Raw genomic sequence first — 18,227 nt, 5'->3', positions numbered from 1 at the left:
GCGCGGCGGATGAGCCCGACGCCATGTATGGCCTGGTGGCGAGGACCGCGGACATCGCGGACGACCGCATGAGCGTCAGCTTCACGCTTCGCGAGGAAGCGAGATTCGCCGATGGCACGCCGGTGACGGCGGAGGATGTCTGTGACAGTTTCCGGCTGCTCTCCACGGAAGGCCATGAGCGCATCCGCATCACCATCCGCGACATCGAGGCCTGCGAGGTGCTGGGCCCGCTGGATGTGCGCTACCGCTTCAAGGGCGAGCGCACGCGCGACCTGCCGCTGACGGTGGCCGGGCTTCCGATCTTCTCCAAGGCCTATTACGCGAAGGTTGATTTCACCAAGTCGACGCTGGAGCCGCCGCTGGGCTCCGGGCCCTATGCCGTCAAGAGCTTCCAGCCCGGCCAGTACGTGGCCTATGGACGGCGGAACGACTATTGGGCGAAGGACCTGCCCGCGAACAGGGGCCGGTTCAATTTCGACGAGGTCCGCTTCGAATATTTCCGCGAGCGCACGGCGGCCTTCGAGGCGCTGAAGGCGGGCAAGCTGGACCTGCGCGAGGAGTTCACCTCGCGCGACTGGGCAACGGGCTATGATTTTCCGGCCCTCGCCGACGGCCGCGTCGTAAAGGTTGTGCTGCCGGACGAAACGCCATCGGGCGCGCAGGGCTTCTTCTTCAATCTGCGCCGCGAGAAGTTCCAGGACATTCGGGTGCGCCAGGCGCTGAACCTTGCCTTCGACTTTGAATGGACCAACAAGAACCTGTTCTTCAGCCTCTACAAGCGCACTGCGAGCTTCTTCGAATTGTCGCCGCTGAAGGCCGGAGGCCTGCCGCCGCCCGACGAGCTGGCGCTGCTCGAACCGTTCCGCGCCACGCTGCGGCCGGAAGTGTTCGGCGAGCCCGTGTCGCCCCCCGTCTCCGACGGATCGGGCCAGGACAGGAAGCTGCTGCGCCAGGCCTCGATGCTTCTTGATGCGGCCGGATGGGCGCAGGACGGAACCGTGCGCCGCAACGCCAAGGGCGAGACGCTGGACATCGAATTCCTGATCACCAGCCCCGTCTTCGAGCGCATCCTCGGACCATATGTGAAGAACCTGGCGCTTCTGGGCATCAATGCCACCATCCGCACGGTGGACGAGGCGCAATACCAGTCCCGCACCGAAAGCTATGACTATGACGTGGTCTCCAGCCGCTTCATGGCGGGGCTGACGCCGGGTGACGGGCTGCGCATCTTCTTCGGCTCCGAATCAGCCAGCAGGCCCGGCACCTTCAACATGTCGGGTGTTGCCTCGCCCGAAATCGACGCGCTGATCGACAAGGTGGTGGAAGCCCAAACGCGCGCAGAGCTCGACGTGGCGGGCCGTGCGCTCGACCGGGTGCTGCGCGCCGAGCAGTTCTGGGTGCCCAACTGGCACAAGGGCAGCCACTGGCTGGCCTATTGGGACAAATTCGGCCGCCCCGACGTCAAGCCCAAATACGACCGTGGCATTCTCGATACCTGGTGGTATGACGAGGCCAAGGCCAAAAAGATTGCCGGAAACTGATCCCGTTCCATGGGCGCCTATATCCTGAAACGCATTCTGCTGATGATCCCGACGCTGCTCGGGATCATGCTCATGACGTTTGCCGTGATCCAGTTCGTGCCGGGCGGCCCGGTCGAGCAGGTGATCGCCAAGATGCAGGGGACGGGTGTTGATTCGACCGGACGCATCAGCGGCAACACGGGGAGCGAGGTGGGCAGCGCTGCCGATGCGCAGGCGGCGGTGAGCGACGGCACGGCCTTCAAGTACCGCGGCGCCCAGGGCCTCGACCCCGAATTCATCAAGAGCCTGGAAAAGCAGTTCGGCTTCGACAAGCCGGCCCATGAGCGCTTCCTGCTGATGATGGGGAACTACCTGACCTTCGATTTCGGCGAGAGCTATTTCCGCGACCGCTCGGTGCTGAGCCTGATCGCCGAGAAGCTGCCCGTATCGATCTCGCTGGGGCTGTGGCTGACGCTGATCCAGTATCTCGTGTCCATCCCGCTCGGCATCCGCAAGGCGGTGAAGGACGGCTCCACCTTCGACGTGTGGACCTCGGGTGTCATCATCATCGGCTATGCCATCCCGAGCTTCATCTTCGCCATCATGCTGATCGTAGTCTTCGCGGGCGGCAGCTACTTCAGCTGGTTCCCGCTGAGGGGCCTCACCTCGGACAATTTCGAGCAGCTTTCCTGGTGGGGCAAGATCGTGGACTACGCATGGCACCTGGCGCTGCCGCTCTTCGCCATGGCGATCGGCAGCTTCGCCACCATGACGATGCTGACCAAGAATTCCTTCCTCGACGAAATCCGCAAGCAATATGTGATGACCGCGCGGGCCAAGGGCCTGAGCGAGAGCGGCGTGCTCTATGGCCACGTTTTCCGCAACGCCATGCTGCTTGTCATCGCTGGCTTCCCCGGCGCCTTCATCGGGGCCTTCTTCGCCAGTTCGCTGCTGATCGAGACCATCTTCTCGCTCGACGGGCTGGGCTACCTGTTCTTCAAGGCCACACTCGACCGCGACTATCCGATCGTGTTCGCCAGCCTCTACATCTTCACGCTGATGGGCCTTGTCGTGCAGCTCATCTCCGACCTCACCTATACCTGGATCGATCCGCGCATCGATTTCGAGAAACGGGACGTTTGAGGAATGGCGCTCTCCCCACTCAACAAGCGGCGCTGGCAGCTGTTCAGGCAGAACAAGCGGGGTTACTGGTCCTTCTGGATCTTCGGCGTCTTGTTCCTGATCACAATCTTCGCGCCCTTCATCGCCAATGACCGGCCAATCCTCGTCTCCTACAAGGGTGAGCTGCTCTATCCGACCTTCATCGACTATCCGGAATCGAAGTTCGGCGGCTTCCTTGCCCGCACCGACTTCCGCGATCCTGTGAACCAGGACGAGATTATTGCCAATGGCTGGATGATCTGGGCGCCGATCCGCTATTCCTACAGCACCGTCAACAACGAGCTGCCACGCCCCGCGCCATCGCCCCCCGCCTATCAGCTGACGCGCGAGGAGGCCTGCGCCAAGTATCAGGGTGGGGTCGAGGATCCCAACTGCACCTTCGGCAATCTCAACTGGCTCGGCACGGACGACCAGGGCCGCGACGTGGTGGCAAGGCTCATCTATGGCTTCCGCATCTCGGTGGCCTTCGGGCTGATACTCACCTTTATCTCATCCATCATCGGCATCGCGGCGGGCGCGGTACAGGGCTATTTTGGCGGCTGGACGGACCTGATCTTCCAGCGGTTCATCGAGATCTGGACCTCCATGCCGAGTCTCTATCTGCTGATTATCTTAGCGGCCTTCATTACGCCGACCTTCTGGATTCTGCTGTTCATCCTGGTGCTGTTTTCATGGACGACGATTGTCGGACTGGTGCGTGCCGAGTTCCTGCGGGCACGGAACTTCGAATATGTGCGTGCCGCACGCGCGCTGGGGCTCTCGGACGCGAAGATCATGTTCAAGCACCTGTTGCCAAACGCCGTCGTCTCTTCCATCACCTTCATGCCCTTTATCATTGCTGGTTCGGTGACGACACTGACCTCTCTGGACTTCCTGGGCTTCGGCCTGCCACCTGGGTCGCCCTCACTTGGTGAACTGGTCAAGCAAGGCAAGGACAATCTCCAGGCGCCGTGGCTGGGCCTCACCGGCTTCTTCGTAATCTCAATTATGCTGTCGCTCCTCGTCTTCATCGGCGAGGGCGTGCGCGATGCGCTGGACCCCAGAAAGACCTTCACATGAGCGGTACACTCCTCGAGGTGAAGGAGCTTTCCGTTGCCTTCGCCCAAGGTGAGCGGACGACGCTGGCCGTCGACAGGCTGTCATTCTCGATCAACAAGGGTGAAACGCTCGCACTGGTGGGTGAGTCAGGCTCGGGCAAATCCGTCTCCGCACTTTCGATACTGAAGCTGCTGCCCTACCCGTCCGCCTCGCACCCCTCGGGCTCCGTCATCTTCAAGGGCGAGGAAATGCTCGACGCCGACGAACGTGACCTCAGGCGGGTGCGCGGCAACGATATCACCATGATCTTTCAGGAGCCGATGACCTCGCTCAATCCGCTCCATACGGTGGAACGGCAGATCGGCGAGATCCTGGAGCTGCATCAGAACCTCAAGGGCGAGGCGGCCCGCACGCGCATCATCGATCTTCTCAACAAGGTCGGGATCCGCGATTCCGAGACGCGGCTTCTGGACTATCCGCACCAATTATCCGGCGGCCAGCGCCAGCGCGTGATGATCGCCATGGCGCTTGCGAACAACCCGGACCTTCTGATCGCCGACGAGCCGACGACAGCGCTGGACGTGACAGTTCAGGCGCAGATCCTGAAGCTCCTGAAAGAGCTTCAGGCGGAATTCGGCATGGCCATGCTGCTCATCACCCACGATCTGGGGATCGTGCGGCACATGGCGGACAAGATCGTCGTCATGCAGCGCGGCAAGGCGGTCGAGACGGGCGATGCGAAAGCCGTGTTCGCCGACCCCCAGCACGCCTACACCAAGCTGCTGCTCACCGCCGAGCCCAAGGGCGCCCCGCCGCCGAGCGATCCTTCCGCCCCCGTGGTGCTGGAGACGAAGAACCTGAAAGTGTGGTTCCCCATCAAGCGCGGATTCTTCCGCAAGACGGTTGGACACATCAAGGCGGTGGACGGCGTCGATGCCACGGTGCGCAGCGGACAGACGCTGGGCGTGGTGGGCGAGTCAGGTTCCGGCAAGACGACGCTGGGCCTTGCCCTGCTGCGCCTCATCCGCTCCGAAGGGCCGATCGTCTACATGGGCCGGAACATCGACACCTACAACACGGCAGCGATGCGGCCGCTGCGCAAGGAGATGCAGATCGTCTTCCAGGACCCGTTCGGCTCCCTCTCCCCGCGCCTGTCGATCCAGCAGATCGTTGAGGAAGGCCTGACCGTTCAGGGCCGCAACCTCGGCTATGCGGATCGCCGCGAGATCGTGGCGAAGGCCTTGACCGAGGTGGGCCTCGACCCCTCCACCATGGACCGCTATCCGCATGAGTTCTCGGGCGGCCAGCGCCAGCGCATCGCCATCGCGCGCGCACTCGCCCTGGAGCCGAAGTTCATCATGCTGGACGAGCCCACATCCGCGCTCGACATGTCGGTGCAGGCGCAGATCGTGGATCTCCTGCGCGCGATCCAGGAGAAGCATAACCTCGCCTACCTGTTCATCAGCCATGACCTGAAGGTGGTGCGGGCACTTGCGAACGAGGTGATCGTGATGCGCAACGGCGTGACTGTGGAAAGCGGGCCCACGGCCGAGGTCTTCTCAAACCCCAGGACCGACTATACAAAGGCGCTGATCGCGGCCGCACTGAACCTGAAGGCCGCGCCAGAAGATGTGGTGAATCAGTAATGGCATTTCTCTTCATTCTGCCGACGTGGCCGGTCGATGTCTGGACCGCCGCCATGAAGAAGGTGGCGCCCGGCCTCGACGTGCGCGTCTGGCCAGATGGCATGGGCAATGTGGCCGACATCGAATACTGCGCCGCCTGGCTTCCACCGCCTGGCGTTGTGAAGAGCCTGCCCAATCTCAAGGTCATCATGTCGCTCGGGGCGGGCGTCGACGCGATCCTGAAGGACCCGACGCTGCCGGACAACATCCCGATCGTGCGCGTCAACGAGCCCGACCTGACCGGCCGCATGACGGAATACATCGTTCTGCATGTGCTGATGCACCACCGCCAGCAGCGCCGCATCGACGAGAACCAGAAGAAGAAGCTGTGGGACAGCTTCCCCACCCATGCCGCGAAAGACCTGAGCGTCGGCATCATGGGGCTGGGAGTCATGGGGGCTGATTCCGCCGTCAAGCTGCGCGACATCGGCTTCCGTGTTGCGGGCTGGAGCCGCAGCCGCAAGCACATTCCGGGCGTTGAGAGCTTCGCGGGTGCTGCGGAGTTCGACGCCTTCCTGGCGCGGACCGACGTGCTCGTCTCGCTGCTGCCCGCGACACCGGACACCGACGGAATCATCAACCGGGATACGATCCGCAAACTGTCCCGCAAGGGGCCCTTCGGCGCGCCCTTCATCATCAATGCCGGCCGCGGCCGGCAACAGGTTGCGGATGATATTCTCGCCGCCCTCGATGCGGGCGAGCTGCATGGAGCAACACTCGACGTCTTTGTGCCCGAGCCATTGCCGCCGGACAGCCCGCTGTGGTCGCACCCGAAGGTGACGGTGACACCGCATTGCGCCGCCGACAGCGACCCGGAGACGATCTGCGCCTATGTCGCGAGCAACATCGCCCGGCACCAGCGCGGGGAGATGCTCGAGAACCTCGTGGACCGCACGCGGGGCTATTGACCCGGCCCTTGCCGGGATACCGGGCTCAAGGGAGCAAGCGGCGGATGCTCGTGATCTCGCCATAGCGCTGCGCGATGCGGTCCACCGCTTGCTTCAGTGGCTCCGCAACCACCATCATGTGATGGCCGTTGGCGTGCAGCAATGTTTCCGCATCCGTCATGATGCCGACATGGCCTTTCCAGAAGACGAGGTCGCCACGCGTGAGGAGATCCAGATCCTTCCCCGCCAGCCTTTCGCCAAGGCTCGCCTCCTGCATGTCGGTATCGCGCAGCGCCCGCCACCCGCAAGCCTCAAGCGCGAGTTGCACGAGGCCAGAGCAATCGAGACCGTGGACCGACTTGCCGCCCCAGAGATAGGGCACGTGGCGGAACATCTCAGCGATGCGCACGAAATCGCCCTCGAAAACGCCGCACGGCTTGAGGTGCGCGGTGAACACGAAGCGGCCATCGGCGATCTGCGAGAAGGCGCCGCTCGCGCCCGTGACCGCCAGCTGGGCATTGAGCGTGAGCGGAATGGCAGGCTGGGACTTGAGGTTCGGCTCCGGGTAGATGAAGGTCGAAGGCACGGCGACGCGATGCGTCGGCGTTACCATCCTCGCGGACAGCGCATTGCCATTGACATAGCCCACATAACCGTCAGCCGCGAGTTGCACCCAGGCCCAGCCCTCCGTCTCGTCGAACAGTCTCACGGTCTCACCCATCAGGGCCTGCGTCACCTGCATCGCGTCAAAGCGCGGCGCGGAATGGAGAGAGACGAGGGGTTCGGCCAGCTGCATCAGGCGCGGCTGGGCAAAGCGCTGCGCCTCAACCTTGCCGATGAGCGATGCATCAGCGATGTCCGGGCGGCAGGCGTTGAGCCTTGGGTCGAGATTGGTCATCGGCGATTCACTAGAGCTTCGCGGAGAACTTGCCAATCGTATCGGCGAGGCGTTCGAGATACAGCGCGCCCTTGACGGTGCGCTGGATCAGCACGTTGCGGCGGTCCTTCTCGTCGCGGCGGCGGCTGACGAGTTCCAGCTTGCCCATTGTGTCCAGTGCCCGCGTGATCACCGGCTTGGTGACGCCCAGCTTCTTCGCCAGGTCGCGCACCGTGTGCGGCGGAGCTTCGAGATAGATGGTGAGCAGGATGCTCATCTGGCGGACGGAAAGGTCTGGCTCATCGTCCTGCACCATCGCAAGGGCGACGTTGTGCCAGAGGATCAGGGCCTGGGCGGTGGTCAACGCAACGGACATGGGAGGCTGGATCAACCGGCTGGTTGTTTCGGGTCCGTATCATTCTGGCGGCAAGCGCGGCGCGATGCAAGATCATGCTCAAACTTTTGATCCTGCGCGCGTTCTCTTCGATCAGGTGATTCCACGTGTTCGGAACGCGTCTATTGCCAAGGCGACGCACATCCCTCTCGGCAACTGTCCGGACGGTGTCAGGCAGCGTGCCGTGGGTTCAGCTCACCATGGCCAGGCGCTGCGAGTGATACTGCTCGAAGCTGGCCTGGATCAGCGACGCCAGAGCGCTCGAACATACGATCGTGCAGGCCGTTTGAAGATCGCAGCGCTGCACCTTGCGCTGGCGCTTCTCATCGTAGCGCCGCAACTGCTTGTCGACGTGCATGGGGTAGACTTCGACAAGGCAGACTTCACCCGACCGTTCAAACTCGAAGGTGCCAACGCAGCCATCAAGCATGCGCCCTACCAAACCTGCTTCCTCGAATGCCTCGCGCGCGGCCACTTCTTCCGAGGTCAATCCCTTGATGGGATTTCCCTTCGGAATGATCCAGCGTCCGCTGCCGCGGCTGGTTACGAGGTACACCTCAAGCGAACCATCAGGCGCGAAGTGCAGGGGAAGTGCGGCAATCTGGCGAAGTACACGACTCATCACGTTATCGAAACGTGATTCGATTGTCATTGTCTACAAGAGATGCAAGAGATGGTTGCGGCGGATTGTCCGGTTCGGTATCGTGAAAAAGAGCGGGAGGCGTGTTTTGCCGGGGCAGGAGCTGGTTTGTCATGGATGAGAAGACCACTGGTCAAGCCGCTGCAGGCAGACTTTCAGCCATGACCGCCGCGACTGATCCCGCGCCACCGCGCGAGGTCGAGGTAAAGTTCCGGGCAGCCGTGGCGCAGCTAAAGGCCGTGCGGACATCGCCGCTGCTCGGCGAGGCCAAGGCCAGTCCGGCGCGGGAGCTGATCACCACCTATTTCGACACGGCCGACAAGGATCTGCGGCGTAACGGCCTTATGCTTCGTGTCCGCCGGAAGGGCAGAGCCATTCCCGTCCTGAGCATCAAATGGCAGGCCCCTTCGGAAGAGGGCTTGTTTGCCCGCGGCGAGATTGAAATCCGCTGCCCAGACGGCCTGCCCGCGATCGAGCTATTCGATCCCGCAACGCAGGAGCGCCTGGCAGCGGCGCTGAAGGGAAAGCCACTCCAGCCAGTCTTCGAGACGCGCTACCGCCGCGCCATAACTGTGTTCCGCTACGGTCATTCGGAAATCGAGCTTGCGGTGGACGATGGCGCGATCACGGCGGGTGATGCGCGGCTGCCGCTCTGCGATATCGAACTAGAATTGAAGAGCGGCAACAGCATCGACCTTCTGAAATGCGCATCAGAACTGGCCCGCGGCTGTGAACTCACACTCGAGTTCGAAGCGAAGTCTGACAGGGGCTACCGCCTCGCGGAGGCCGCGCAACCCAAGGCGCAGAAGGCCACGGCCCTCGCCCTGCCGGATGCCATCACATTCGATGATCTTCTCGCGGCGGTGATCACCAACACGCTCAACCACTTCGTTTCGAACTGGGCCTCGCTGCGGGACACCGATGCTCCGGAAGCGGTCCACCAGTTGCGCGTATCCTTGCGCCGGATGCGGAGTGCACTCGGCATCTTCCGGCGGGTCATCGCCTTGCCGGAACTCGAGGACATCCGTTCCGAGGCGCGGCGCATCGCCTCTGCCCTTGGCCCGGCCCGCGAATGCGATGCCTTCCGCCAGAACGCGCTGTCGGGGCCCATGTCTGGGCAAACAGAGCAGATCAGGGGCGCGCTGCCTTTGCTGGAGGCGGTGGCGAAGCGCCGCGAGGAGAGCTATGCGGAAGCGAGGCGGGTGATCGACGATCCGGCGGCCAGTCTCTTCGTGCTGAGGGTTCAGGGCTTCGTTTTCACGCGCGCCTGGCGCACGGCACTGGCGCCGCAGGATCTCGGGCTTTTGACCACGCCCGGGAAGTTCTACGCCGCCACCGTTCTCGACCGGCTTCTCAAGCGGGCGCTGAAGCGGGGCAAGCACATGCCGGACATGCCAGATGAGGAGCGCCACGAAGTCCGCATCGCATTGAAAAACCTTCGTTATGCATCAGAGTTCTTTGGCGGTCTCTTTGCCGGTGGCAAAGGCCTGCGCAACTATCTGGGGCTTGTGGCTGACCTGCAGGAAGACCTCGGCGCCCACAATGACGCGGCAACTGCCAAGAGTTTCATTGAAGGCCTCCAACTGCCGCCTGAAGCAGGGACGCATTTTGCGACGGGATACCTGCTCGGCTGGTACCGCCATGCAACCATGGTGGCTGATGGCCACCTTGCCAAGAAATGGAAGGCCTTCAAGCGGGCCGACATCTTCTGGGAGTGAGGGCGGAGATCAAGCGTGCATGAGGATCCCTGAAGACAATTGTCACAAAACAGCGCCATGAGGGTTGTGGCCGCGGCTGATCGTGGCCGGGAAATGACGGAGAGATTGCACATGAACGAGAAGGCAAGCCTGATCGACGCTCTCGAAACCGAATACAGCCGTCAGGACATGCTCGATACGCTTGACGAGGAACTGGAACTGGAACTCGACGATGGACGTTTGCAGGATCTTGTTGCAGATGGCGAGGCCGGCGCCGGACTGGGCCGCCGGTTCTACTTCGAGGAACTTTTCCGGCTACAGCGCGAACTCATCAAACTGCAGGACTGGGTCGCCACCACCAGGCAGAAAGTGGTCGTGATCTTCGAAGGCCGCGATGCGGCCGGTAAGGGCGGGGTCATCAAGCGAATTACCCAGCGGCTCAATCCGCGTATTGCTCGGGTCGTGGCTTTGCCGGCTCCCAGCGAGCGAGAACGCGGCCAGTGGTATTTCCAGCGCTATGTGCAACATTTGCCGGGACCAGGCGAGATCGTGCTTTTCGATCGCTCTTGGTACAATCGCGCCGGTGTCGAGCGTGTGATGGGATTCTGCAGTGAAGAAGAGGTGGCGGAATTCTTTCGGAGCACACCGGAGTTCGAGCGCATGCTGGTTCGCTCTGGCGTCAAGCTTGTCAAATATTGGTTCTCGATCACCGACAACGAGCAGCACATGCGCTTCCTGATGCGCATCCGCGATCCGCTGAAGCAATGGAAGCTGAGCCCCATGGACTTGCAGTCACGGGCTCGCTGGGAGGCCTATACCAAGGCCAAAGAAGCGATGCTCGAACACACCCACATCACGGAGGCGCCGTGGTGGATCGTCGAAGCGGTGGACAAGAAGCGAGCACGCCTGAATTGCATCGCACATCTCCTGAGCCAGCTTCCCTATGAGGAAATCGTCCGCCCAGAGGTGGTGCTTCCGGAGCGCGTGCACAATCCCGACTACATTCGCGGGCCGGTCCCCAAGGACATGTACGTGCCTGCGAGATATTAAAGCATGATCCGCAAAAGTGGATACCACTTTTGCGGCAAGATCATGCTCAAGCTTTTGATCTTGCGCGCGTTCTTTTCGGCCAGGTGATTCCACCTGGCCGGAACGCGTGTTAGGCGTAGCGCTCCCGGATCACCCTGAACAGCGCGCGCATGGCTTGCGCCTCCCCGCCCCTGGGGCGGCCCGGAAGGGCGGACGGAGTCCAGGCGAACACGTCGAAATGCACGTGCGCCCTTGCCTTCTCGACAAACCGCTTGAGGAACAGGGCCGCGGTGATGGAGCCGGCAAAGCCCGATTCCCCGGCATTGTTGAGGTCGGCGACGGACGACTCGAACAGGCGGTTGTAGGCCTGCCAGAGCGGAAGCCGCCACACCGGGTCATTTTCGGCCCGGCCTGCGCGGGCGATGCTGTCCGCCAGTTCGTCGTCATCCGTGTAGAAGGGCGGGAGATCGGGCCCGAGAGCCACCCGCGCAGCACCCGTGAGGGTCGCCATGTCGATCAGCAGTTCCGGCGCTTCCTCATCCGCAAGCGCCAAGGCATCGCCCAGGACGAGGCGGCCTTCCGCATCGGTGTTGCCAATCTCGACCGTGATGCCCTTGCGGCTCCGCAACACGTCGCCGGGGCGGAAGGCATTGCCGGAGATCGCATTCTCGACCGCGGGGATCAGCACCCGCAGCCTGACCTTGAGCTTCGCGTCCATGATCATCTGCGCCAATCCCAGAACATTGGCAGCACCACCCATGTCCTTCTTCATGAGGGCCATGCCGGAGGCCGGCTTGATGTCGAGGCCCCCGGTATCGAAGCAGACGCCCTTGCCCACCAACGTGACCTTCGGCGCGCGCGCCGGCCCCCATGTGAAGTCGATGAGGCGGGGGGCGCGGGGACTGGCCCGGCCGACCGCGTGGATCATCGGGAAGCCCTTCTCCAGCGCCTTGCCAGACACCACGGTGAATTTCGCCTTATGGGCGCGGGCAAGCTTGCTTGCCGCAGCCTCCAGTTCCTCTGGCCCCATGTCGGAGGCCGGCGTGTTGACCAGATCGCGCACCAGATAGCTGGCCCGCGCGGCACTGAGAACGGCAGCGCGATCAACGCCAGGCGGACAGACGAGCCTGGCCACCGTTTGCGGCGTCTTGCGATAGGCCGCGAAGCCATAAGCTTCCAGGCACCAGCCGAGCGCGATCAAGCTTGCATCTGCCGGAGTGCCAGCGAGGCGGTAGTTTCCTTCGGGAAGGACACGGCAAAGCCTCGACAGGGCAAAGCCGCCGGCATCGCCCTGCCCGCCGGCAAGCACCTGCTCGATCGCGCCCGAACTGCCGGGCACGGCCAGGCTGCGGCCGGGCTGGCCCTGGAAGGCGTTCGCCTCACACCAGGCGCGTGCAACGGCGCTGAGCCGGCGGCGGGTGTTTTCCCACTCCCCCGCCGGAATGAGGGTGATGGGAATGCCTGTTTCAGAAGTCGGGAGAAGCACTTCAGCTGGATCGGTCATGGCGGCTCCGGTGTTTTCGGCTCCATATCAGCAGAGCGGTTTATGGTTAATCAAATATTGACCAGTACAGCCCAGAGTACGCCTCACCATTCAATTGGAGACCGCCGATGCCACGCCGGGGCAGGTATTTCGCAATCCTTCTGGCTCTCACTTCCGCAACCATGCTGACGGGCTGCAAGCAGGCATCCCGCCTGGACCCATCCGGAGATATCAGCACGGCCTCGACCGCGCCTGTGTCTTTCGAGGCGGTGGCTGAAATGGGGAAGAAATGGGAGGCCAACCCAGCTGACGTCTCGAAGGGGCTGGCCTACGCCAATGCCCTCGAGTCGATTGGGCAGACGGACCAGCAACTCTCTGTCTATGCGCGCATGGTCGAACGCAATCCCGATAACGGCAAGCTCGCCGGCCTGTATGGCCGCAGGCTTGCAGCGGCGGGCCGCGCCAGCGAGGCGATCCCGGTGCTCGAGCGCGCGGCCGCAAGCAAGGAGGCTGACTGGCGCGTGTACTCGGCCCTCGGCTCCGTCTACGACCAGCAGGGCCTCTACGAGAAGGCTCGCGCCCAATATGAAAAGGCGCTTGCTGGCGATCCGCAGAACCTGAGCGTGATGAACAATCTTGGCATGTCCTATGCCCTCGAAGGGAACCTCAAGCAGGCCGAGGCGACGCTCCGGCAGGCCGACGCGCTGCCGCGCTCCAAGAGCGAGCCACGCATCCGCCAGAACCTCGCGTTGGTGGTAGGCCTTCAGGGCCGCTTCGAGGAGGCCAGCAGCCTCGCGCGTGAGGACCTGCCTCCGGACCAGGTCCAGGCCAACATGGCATATCTGCAGAAGATGCTGTCACAGCCCAATACGTGGCAGCAGATCAGCGAAGGCGGCAAGGGCTGAGGCATTGCCGACCGCTGCGAAGAGGGGTTATGGCGAGAAGGTCACTTACCGCGAGAAAGTCTGGAAGACGTCGATCCCAGCCGGACCGAGAACGACGATGAAGATGACCGGCAGAAAGAACATGATCATCGGCACCGTGAGCCGCGGCGGAAGTGCCGCAGCCTTTCGTTCAGCCTCCGACATCCGCGCGTCACGGTTCTCCTGCGCCAGCACGCGAAGCGCGGTTCCCAGTGGCGTGCCGTAGCGCTCAGACTGGATGAGGCTCATGGTAACGGACTTAACCGTCGACATGCCCGTCCGTTTTGCGAGGTTCTCGAAAGCCTTGCGGCGATCCTGCAGATAGGACAATTCGGCAACCGTCAGGGTCAGTTCCTCGGCCAACGGAACGGAGGCGGCGCCAATCTCGCTCGCCACGCGCTGCAAAGCAGGCTCCACCGCCATGCCGGATTCGACGCAGATCAGCAGCAGATCAAGGGCATTCGACCAGGCGCGCTGGATCGATATCTGCCGGCGCGTCACCAGGTTCTTGAGCAGAATGACGGGCAGATAATAGCCAGCCACGGCCGCCAGGATGGTGATCACCATCCGCACCTGCGGCGACAGGTCCCTCACGACGACAGCCGAATAGACATAGGCCAACAGGGCCAGCAGAATGGGACTTGCCAAACGCAAGGCGAGATAGCTCACCAGATGCCGCTCGCTGCGCAGCCCTGCCTGGCGCAGCATGTCGCGTGAGGAGTCCGCCTCGAAGATGCGGCGCAGGTTGAACGTCTTGACCAGTTGCCCCGCGAGGCTCTTCGGCGCTGCGTCACGCAGCCTTCCCTCCTTGCCCGAGAGCGCAGAGCGCTGGCTTGCGCGCATTTTGATCGTCTCGGCTTCGACGAGCTTCATGCGCGCCTTTAGGACATCATCGCCGGCGAAGGGTGCCGTGAGCGAGAGGACGGTCGCAAAGGCCGCCACCCCGATCAGGATTGCGATCAGGTTTTCAGGCCGCTGCAAACTGAGAAGGATATCGAGCATGTGTGATCACATCATATTTCGAAGTCGATCATCTTGCGCATCACAAGAATGCCGGAGACCATCAGGACCGCACAGATGCCTAGCATGATGTTGCCGGCTTGCGTATCGAAGAGCGGGACCAGGTAGTCAGGATTCAGAAGGTAAAGGGCGCCTGCGATGAGGAACGGCAGACAACCGATGATGGCTGCCGACGACTTCGCTTCCTGCGACACGGCCCGGATCTTGCTCTTCATCTTGCGGCGGTCGCGGAGAACCTTCGAGAGGTTGCTCAGCGCTTCCGTGAGATTGCCTCCGGTTTTCGACTGAATGCTGAGGACGATCGCGAGGAAGTTCACTTCCTGGAGTGGCACACGCTCAAACATGCGCTCGAGACCCTGCTCGATGGTGATCCCGACGCGCTGGCCCTCGACGACCTCATTGAACTCTGGCCCGATCGGCACCGGAGTCTCGTTGGCGACAACTCTCAGCGCGTCGGAAAGAGGAAGGCCGGACCTCAGTCCGCGTACCATGATGTCCAGAGCGTCCGGCAATTCACTCAGGAATTTTTCCTGACGGCGCTTGCGACGATAGCCAAGCACCCAGCGTGGCAGCCCCAGAAAACCCACGAAACCGCACAGGGCGCACAAATACCAGGGAAAACTTGCCAGGTAGGCAACGGCCGTAACAACCGCGCCCAGGACCGCAGAATACAACCAGAACGTCCAGAGCGAAATCTCCGCCCCGGATTGGGCGATCAGCATGCGCAGCGTGACGCGCTTCTTGCGTCCCTTTTCCCGGGCCGCGGCAAGCCTCAGGGACTGCTGGACCTGCTTGCGCCTGTTCTCCCGCGAGACCTCCGAAGTCCTACCCGCCGCTAGCTGGCCATTGCGGGAGACCGGCTTCCTGCTCTCGACGACGTTCTTCAACCTCGTCTCGGACCGCCCCTGCGACAAAACCGGCAGGAAGACCGCCAGAACGAACCCGCCGACAGCCAGCGCGACCATCGCCAGGATGATCAGTTGCTGAAGGTTGCTGTCAAGGTTCATCGAACATCAACCGTTGAGGGTTTCGGCCTTCTCGAGGGCATCGGCAAGACGTGCGTCCTCTCCGAAGTAGCGCGCCCTGTCCCAGAAATGCGGCCGCGCGATGCCCGTCGACCGGTGCTGGCCGATGATCTTGCCGTTCGCATCCTCCCCCATGATCTCATAGACGAACAGATCCTGCGTGATGATCACCTCACCTTCCATGCCCATCACCTCCGTGACATGGGTGATGCGGCGGGATCCGTCGCGCAGCCTTGACGTCTGAATGATGACGTCGATCGAACCGCAGATCATCTCCTTGATGGTCTTTGACGGAAGCGCGAAGCCACCCATCGTGATCATCGATTCGAGGCGCTGCAGAGCCTCGCGCGGGCTGTTGGCGTGGAGCGTGCCCATCGACCCGTCATGACCGGTGTTCATGGCCTGAAGCAGGTCGAAGGCCTCGGGGCCGCGGACTTCGCCGACGATGATGCGCTCAGGCCGCATGCGCAGGCAGTTCTTCACCAGGTCACGCATGGTGATCTCGCCTTCGCCCTCGAGGTTGGCAGGCCTGGTCTCCAGCCGCACGACATGGGGCTGCTGCAATTGCAGTTCGGCTGCGTCCTCGCAGGTGATCACCCGCTCATCGAGGTCAATGTAGCCGGTGAGGCAATTGAGGAGCGTCGTCTTTCCCGAACCCGTGCCGCCCGAGACAAGGACATTGCAGCGAACGCGGCCAATGATCTCGAGGATGATCGCCCCCTCCTTGGTGATGGAGTCGTACTTCACGAGGTCCGGCAGCCTAAGACGGTCTCTCTTGAATTTACGGATCGTGAGCGTCGGCCCGTCGATCGCCAGCGGCGGAACGATGACGTTGACGCGTGAGCCGTCGAGCAGGCGCGCGTCGCAGATCGGGCTGGCCTCGTCGACCCGGCGGCCGATCTGGCTCACGATACGCTGGCAGATATTGAGGAGCTGGGTGTTGTCGCGGAAGCGGACACCCGTCTTCAGCACCTTGCCGCCCACTTCGATGAAGGTGGCATTGGCGCCGTTCACCATGATGTCCGCGATGTCGTCGCGCGCCAGCAATGGTTCAAGTGGACCAAAACCCAGAACGTCGTTGCAGATATCCTCGAGCAGTTCCTCCTGCTCGGCGACCGACATCACCACGTCCTTGAGCGTGATGATCTCGTTGACGATGTCCTTGATCTCGTCGCGGGCCGCTTCGCGGTCGATCTGGCCGAGCTGTGTCAGGTCGATGGCGTCAATGAGCGCGTTGAAGATCGTGCTCTTGATGTCGTAGTAGCTATCGGACTTGCGGAGCGCCGTCTTCGGCTCGAAACTGCCTGTGATCGACTGTGCGGTGGCGGCCTGCCTGGGCGGGGGCGAGACCGGCGGAAGCTGCCCGGCGGGAGCTGCTGGCGGAATCGAGCCCGGCCGCGCGGCAAGAGGCATATCCTGACGCGGGACGTCTTGCGGCGGAAGGCCGGGCGATGCCTCCACCGGCCCGGGCGATGGCAGCGACTGGCGCAGAGGATTTTCTCCGGAACGCTTTCCGAACATCATTTCTTCCTCGGAAGGGATAACTTCTTCATCAGCGCGGAGGTGAGCGAGCTTTTCTGCACCGCCTTCTCGGTCTTCACCAATTGCTGAACCAATGCGGATATCGCGGCAACCGCCTTCGATTTCGGCGCAACTTCGAAAACCATCTGTCCGTTGCTCTGGGCCACGCCGAAGCTCTGCGCGTCATAGGGGATGCTGCCGCTCACCGGCACGCCCACTGCCTTGCTGAAGTCCGCTGCGGAGATTTCCGGGCGCTTTGGTACGCCTGTCTGGTTGAGGATCAGCAACGGTGGCGCATCATTGGGGCGGCCGGCCTTGAGGGTATCGACCAGACTCCTTGCGTTGCGCAGGCTCGGGAGATCGGGTGTGGCGGTGATGATGACCTGATCGGCCTGCATCAGCGTGTACTTCACCCAAGGCGCCCACAGGGCGGGGAGATCGATGACCGTAACCGGCACGCTGGCGCGAAGGCCCGTCAGGATGGACTCGACTGCGGCGGGCTCAATCAGGAATTCCCGCTCCACTCCCCCCGGGCTACCGAAGATGCTCAGCTTATCGCCGGCCTTCGTCAGCATCCGCTCCAGCAGCGTGGGGTCCACGCGGTCGGGCTGGCCCAGCACCTCCATGATGCCGGGGGCGATATCCTGGTTGAAGTTCAGGCCGGCAGTGCCAAAGGCAAGGTCGAGATCGGCGATCACCGTTTCGACATTGCCGTTGCGTGCAACGGCCCAGGCCACGTTGTGAGCCAGAGAGCTGGAACCGACGCCACCCTTGGTGCCCATGAAGGCAATGGCACGGCCAACGGGTGTTGCCGTGGCGCTCTGATAAAGCGAGGCGATCGCCTCGACCAGTTGCAATTGCTGAAGCGGCGCCACGAGGTATTCGCTCACACCGCGCTGCATCATCTCGCGATAGAGGAGCACGTCGTTGACATGGCCGATGACCACCACCTTCGTCTCCGCCTGGCAGACTTCGGCAAGCATGGCCAGTTCGGATAGCAGCGTGTCACGCGGACTGCGGGATTCGACGATGAGGAGATTGGGCGTGGCCTCCGTCTGGAAGGCGTGGAATGCGGCTGTGATCCCGCCCAGATGCACCGAGGTATGGGCCCTTTGCATGCGCCGGTCGGCCGCCGCGTGCTGCGCGATTTCCGCCGTCTGCTGTGTGTCACAGTAGACATGGATGGAGATGCGCGGGACCTGCGCGACGAGATCCTGGTGGCCGGCGATGCTGGCGGTTGCGGTGGATGTGGTCTTCATGCCTATCCTGCCATATGGCTCATGTGTTCCCGAGGTCCGTGAGGACG

The 18,227-nt window shown here is 62.6% G+C and carries 16 protein-coding genes; 8 read left to right on the top strand and 8 right to left on the bottom strand.

Translation table 11 applies throughout. The features are described 5' to 3' along the window. The 5 genes from ACILRA_RS01985 to ACILRA_RS01965 form a co-directional block, all read left to right on the top strand. Positions 1-1,541 (top strand): extracellular solute-binding protein (locus tag ACILRA_RS01985; RefSeq protein WP_395660415.1); only part of this gene is annotated, 1,541 nt, incomplete at its 5' end. A gap of 9 nt (positions 1,542-1,550) precedes the next feature. Next, positions 1,551-2,663, top strand: coding sequence for a microcin C ABC transporter permease YejB (locus tag ACILRA_RS01980; RefSeq protein ID WP_395660414.1), 1,113 nt, complete (start codon positions 1,551-1,553; stop codon positions 2,661-2,663). Between the two features lie 3 nt (positions 2,664-2,666). Beyond that, complete coding sequence (locus tag ACILRA_RS01975) at positions 2,667-3,761, top strand: ABC transporter permease (RefSeq protein WP_395660413.1); 1,095 nt, start codon at positions 2,667-2,669, stop codon at positions 3,759-3,761. Further along, on the top strand, positions 3,758-5,386 hold the full coding sequence (locus ACILRA_RS01970; protein ID WP_395660412.1) for an ABC transporter ATP-binding protein: 1,629 nt from the start codon (positions 3,758-3,760) through the stop codon (positions 5,384-5,386). The genes ACILRA_RS01975 and ACILRA_RS01970 overlap by 4 nt, the downstream gene beginning before the upstream one ends. Next, entirely contained in the window at positions 5,386-6,333 is a 948-nt protein-coding gene (locus ACILRA_RS01965; RefSeq protein WP_395660411.1) for a 2-hydroxyacid dehydrogenase, read from the top strand. Before ACILRA_RS01970 ends, ACILRA_RS01965 begins: the two co-directional genes overlap by 1 nt. Positions 6,334-6,358: 25 nt before the next feature. Here the strand turns inward: ACILRA_RS01965 and ACILRA_RS01960 are convergent, their stop codons facing one another. The 3 genes from ACILRA_RS01960 to ACILRA_RS01950 all read right to left on the bottom strand — a co-directional run bounded on the left by ACILRA_RS01960 (position 6,359) and on the right by ACILRA_RS01950 (position 8,235). After that, on the bottom strand, positions 6,359-7,210 hold the full coding sequence (locus ACILRA_RS01960) for an NlpC/P60 family protein (RefSeq protein ID WP_395660410.1): 852 nt from the start codon (positions 7,208-7,210) through the stop codon (positions 6,359-6,361). A 10-nt stretch (positions 7,211-7,220) separates the two neighbouring features. Continuing rightward, a complete protein-coding gene (locus tag ACILRA_RS01955; RefSeq protein WP_395660409.1) occupies positions 7,221-7,565 on the bottom strand; it encodes a MarR family transcriptional regulator in 345 nt (114 codons plus the stop codon). A gap of 208 nt (positions 7,566-7,773) precedes the next feature. After that, positions 7,774-8,235, bottom strand: a complete 462-nt coding sequence (locus ACILRA_RS01950; protein WP_395660408.1) for an NUDIX hydrolase — start codon at positions 8,233-8,235, stop codon at positions 7,774-7,776. A gap of 149 nt (positions 8,236-8,384) precedes the next feature. On the opposite strand from ACILRA_RS01950, the gene ACILRA_RS01945 reads away from it, so the two are divergent. Together ACILRA_RS01945 and ppk2 are read left to right on the top strand one after the other, a co-directional pair. After that, on the top strand, positions 8,385-9,941 hold the full coding sequence (locus tag ACILRA_RS01945) for a CHAD domain-containing protein (RefSeq protein WP_395660407.1): 1,557 nt from the start codon (positions 8,385-8,387) through the stop codon (positions 9,939-9,941). 111 nt (positions 9,942-10,052) lie between these two features. After that, complete coding sequence (gene ppk2, locus ACILRA_RS01940; RefSeq protein WP_395660406.1) at positions 10,053-10,970, top strand: polyphosphate kinase 2; 918 nt, start codon at positions 10,053-10,055, stop codon at positions 10,968-10,970. A gap of 109 nt (positions 10,971-11,079) precedes the next feature. Here ppk2 and ACILRA_RS01935 read toward each other — a convergent pair whose 3' ends face one another. After that, entirely contained in the window at positions 11,080-12,453 is a 1,374-nt protein-coding gene (locus ACILRA_RS01935) for a leucyl aminopeptidase family protein (RefSeq protein WP_395660405.1), read from the bottom strand. A 257-nt stretch (positions 12,454-12,710) separates the two neighbouring features. On the opposite strand from ACILRA_RS01935, the gene ACILRA_RS01930 reads away from it, so the two are divergent. Then, positions 12,711-13,337, top strand: coding sequence for a tetratricopeptide repeat protein (locus ACILRA_RS01930; protein ID WP_395660404.1), 627 nt, complete (start codon positions 12,711-12,713; stop codon positions 13,335-13,337). Positions 13,338-13,382: 45 nt separating this feature from the next. Here the strand turns inward: ACILRA_RS01930 and ACILRA_RS01925 are convergent, their stop codons facing one another. The 4 genes from ACILRA_RS01925 to ACILRA_RS01910 are packed head-to-tail and all read right to left on the bottom strand — an operon-like array spanning position 13,383 to position 18,180. Further along, positions 13,383-14,357 carry a type II secretion system F family protein gene (locus tag ACILRA_RS01925; protein WP_395660403.1) on the bottom strand — a complete coding sequence of 325 codons (975 nt, stop codon included), beginning with the start codon at positions 14,355-14,357 and terminating at the stop codon, positions 13,383-13,385. Between the two features lie 11 nt (positions 14,358-14,368). After that, complete coding sequence (locus ACILRA_RS01920; protein WP_395660402.1) at positions 14,369-15,382, bottom strand: type II secretion system F family protein; 1,014 nt, start codon at positions 15,380-15,382, stop codon at positions 14,369-14,371. 6 nt (positions 15,383-15,388) lie between these two features. Further along, entirely contained in the window at positions 15,389-16,921 is a 1,533-nt protein-coding gene (locus ACILRA_RS01915; RefSeq protein WP_395660401.1) for an ATPase, T2SS/T4P/T4SS family, read from the bottom strand. Continuing rightward, a complete protein-coding gene (locus tag ACILRA_RS01910) occupies positions 16,921-18,180 on the bottom strand; it encodes a CpaE family protein (protein ID WP_395660400.1) in 1,260 nt (419 codons plus the stop codon). The genes ACILRA_RS01915 and ACILRA_RS01910 overlap by 1 nt, the downstream gene beginning before the upstream one ends. Positions 18,181-18,227: the final 47 nt, after the last annotated feature.

The sequence above is a fragment of the Aestuariivirga sp. genome (assembly GCF_044239095.1).
Classification (GTDB): Bacteria; Pseudomonadota; Alphaproteobacteria; order Rhizobiales; family Aestuariivirgaceae; genus Aestuariivirga.
This window is presented reverse-complemented; position numbering and strand designations above follow the sequence as displayed.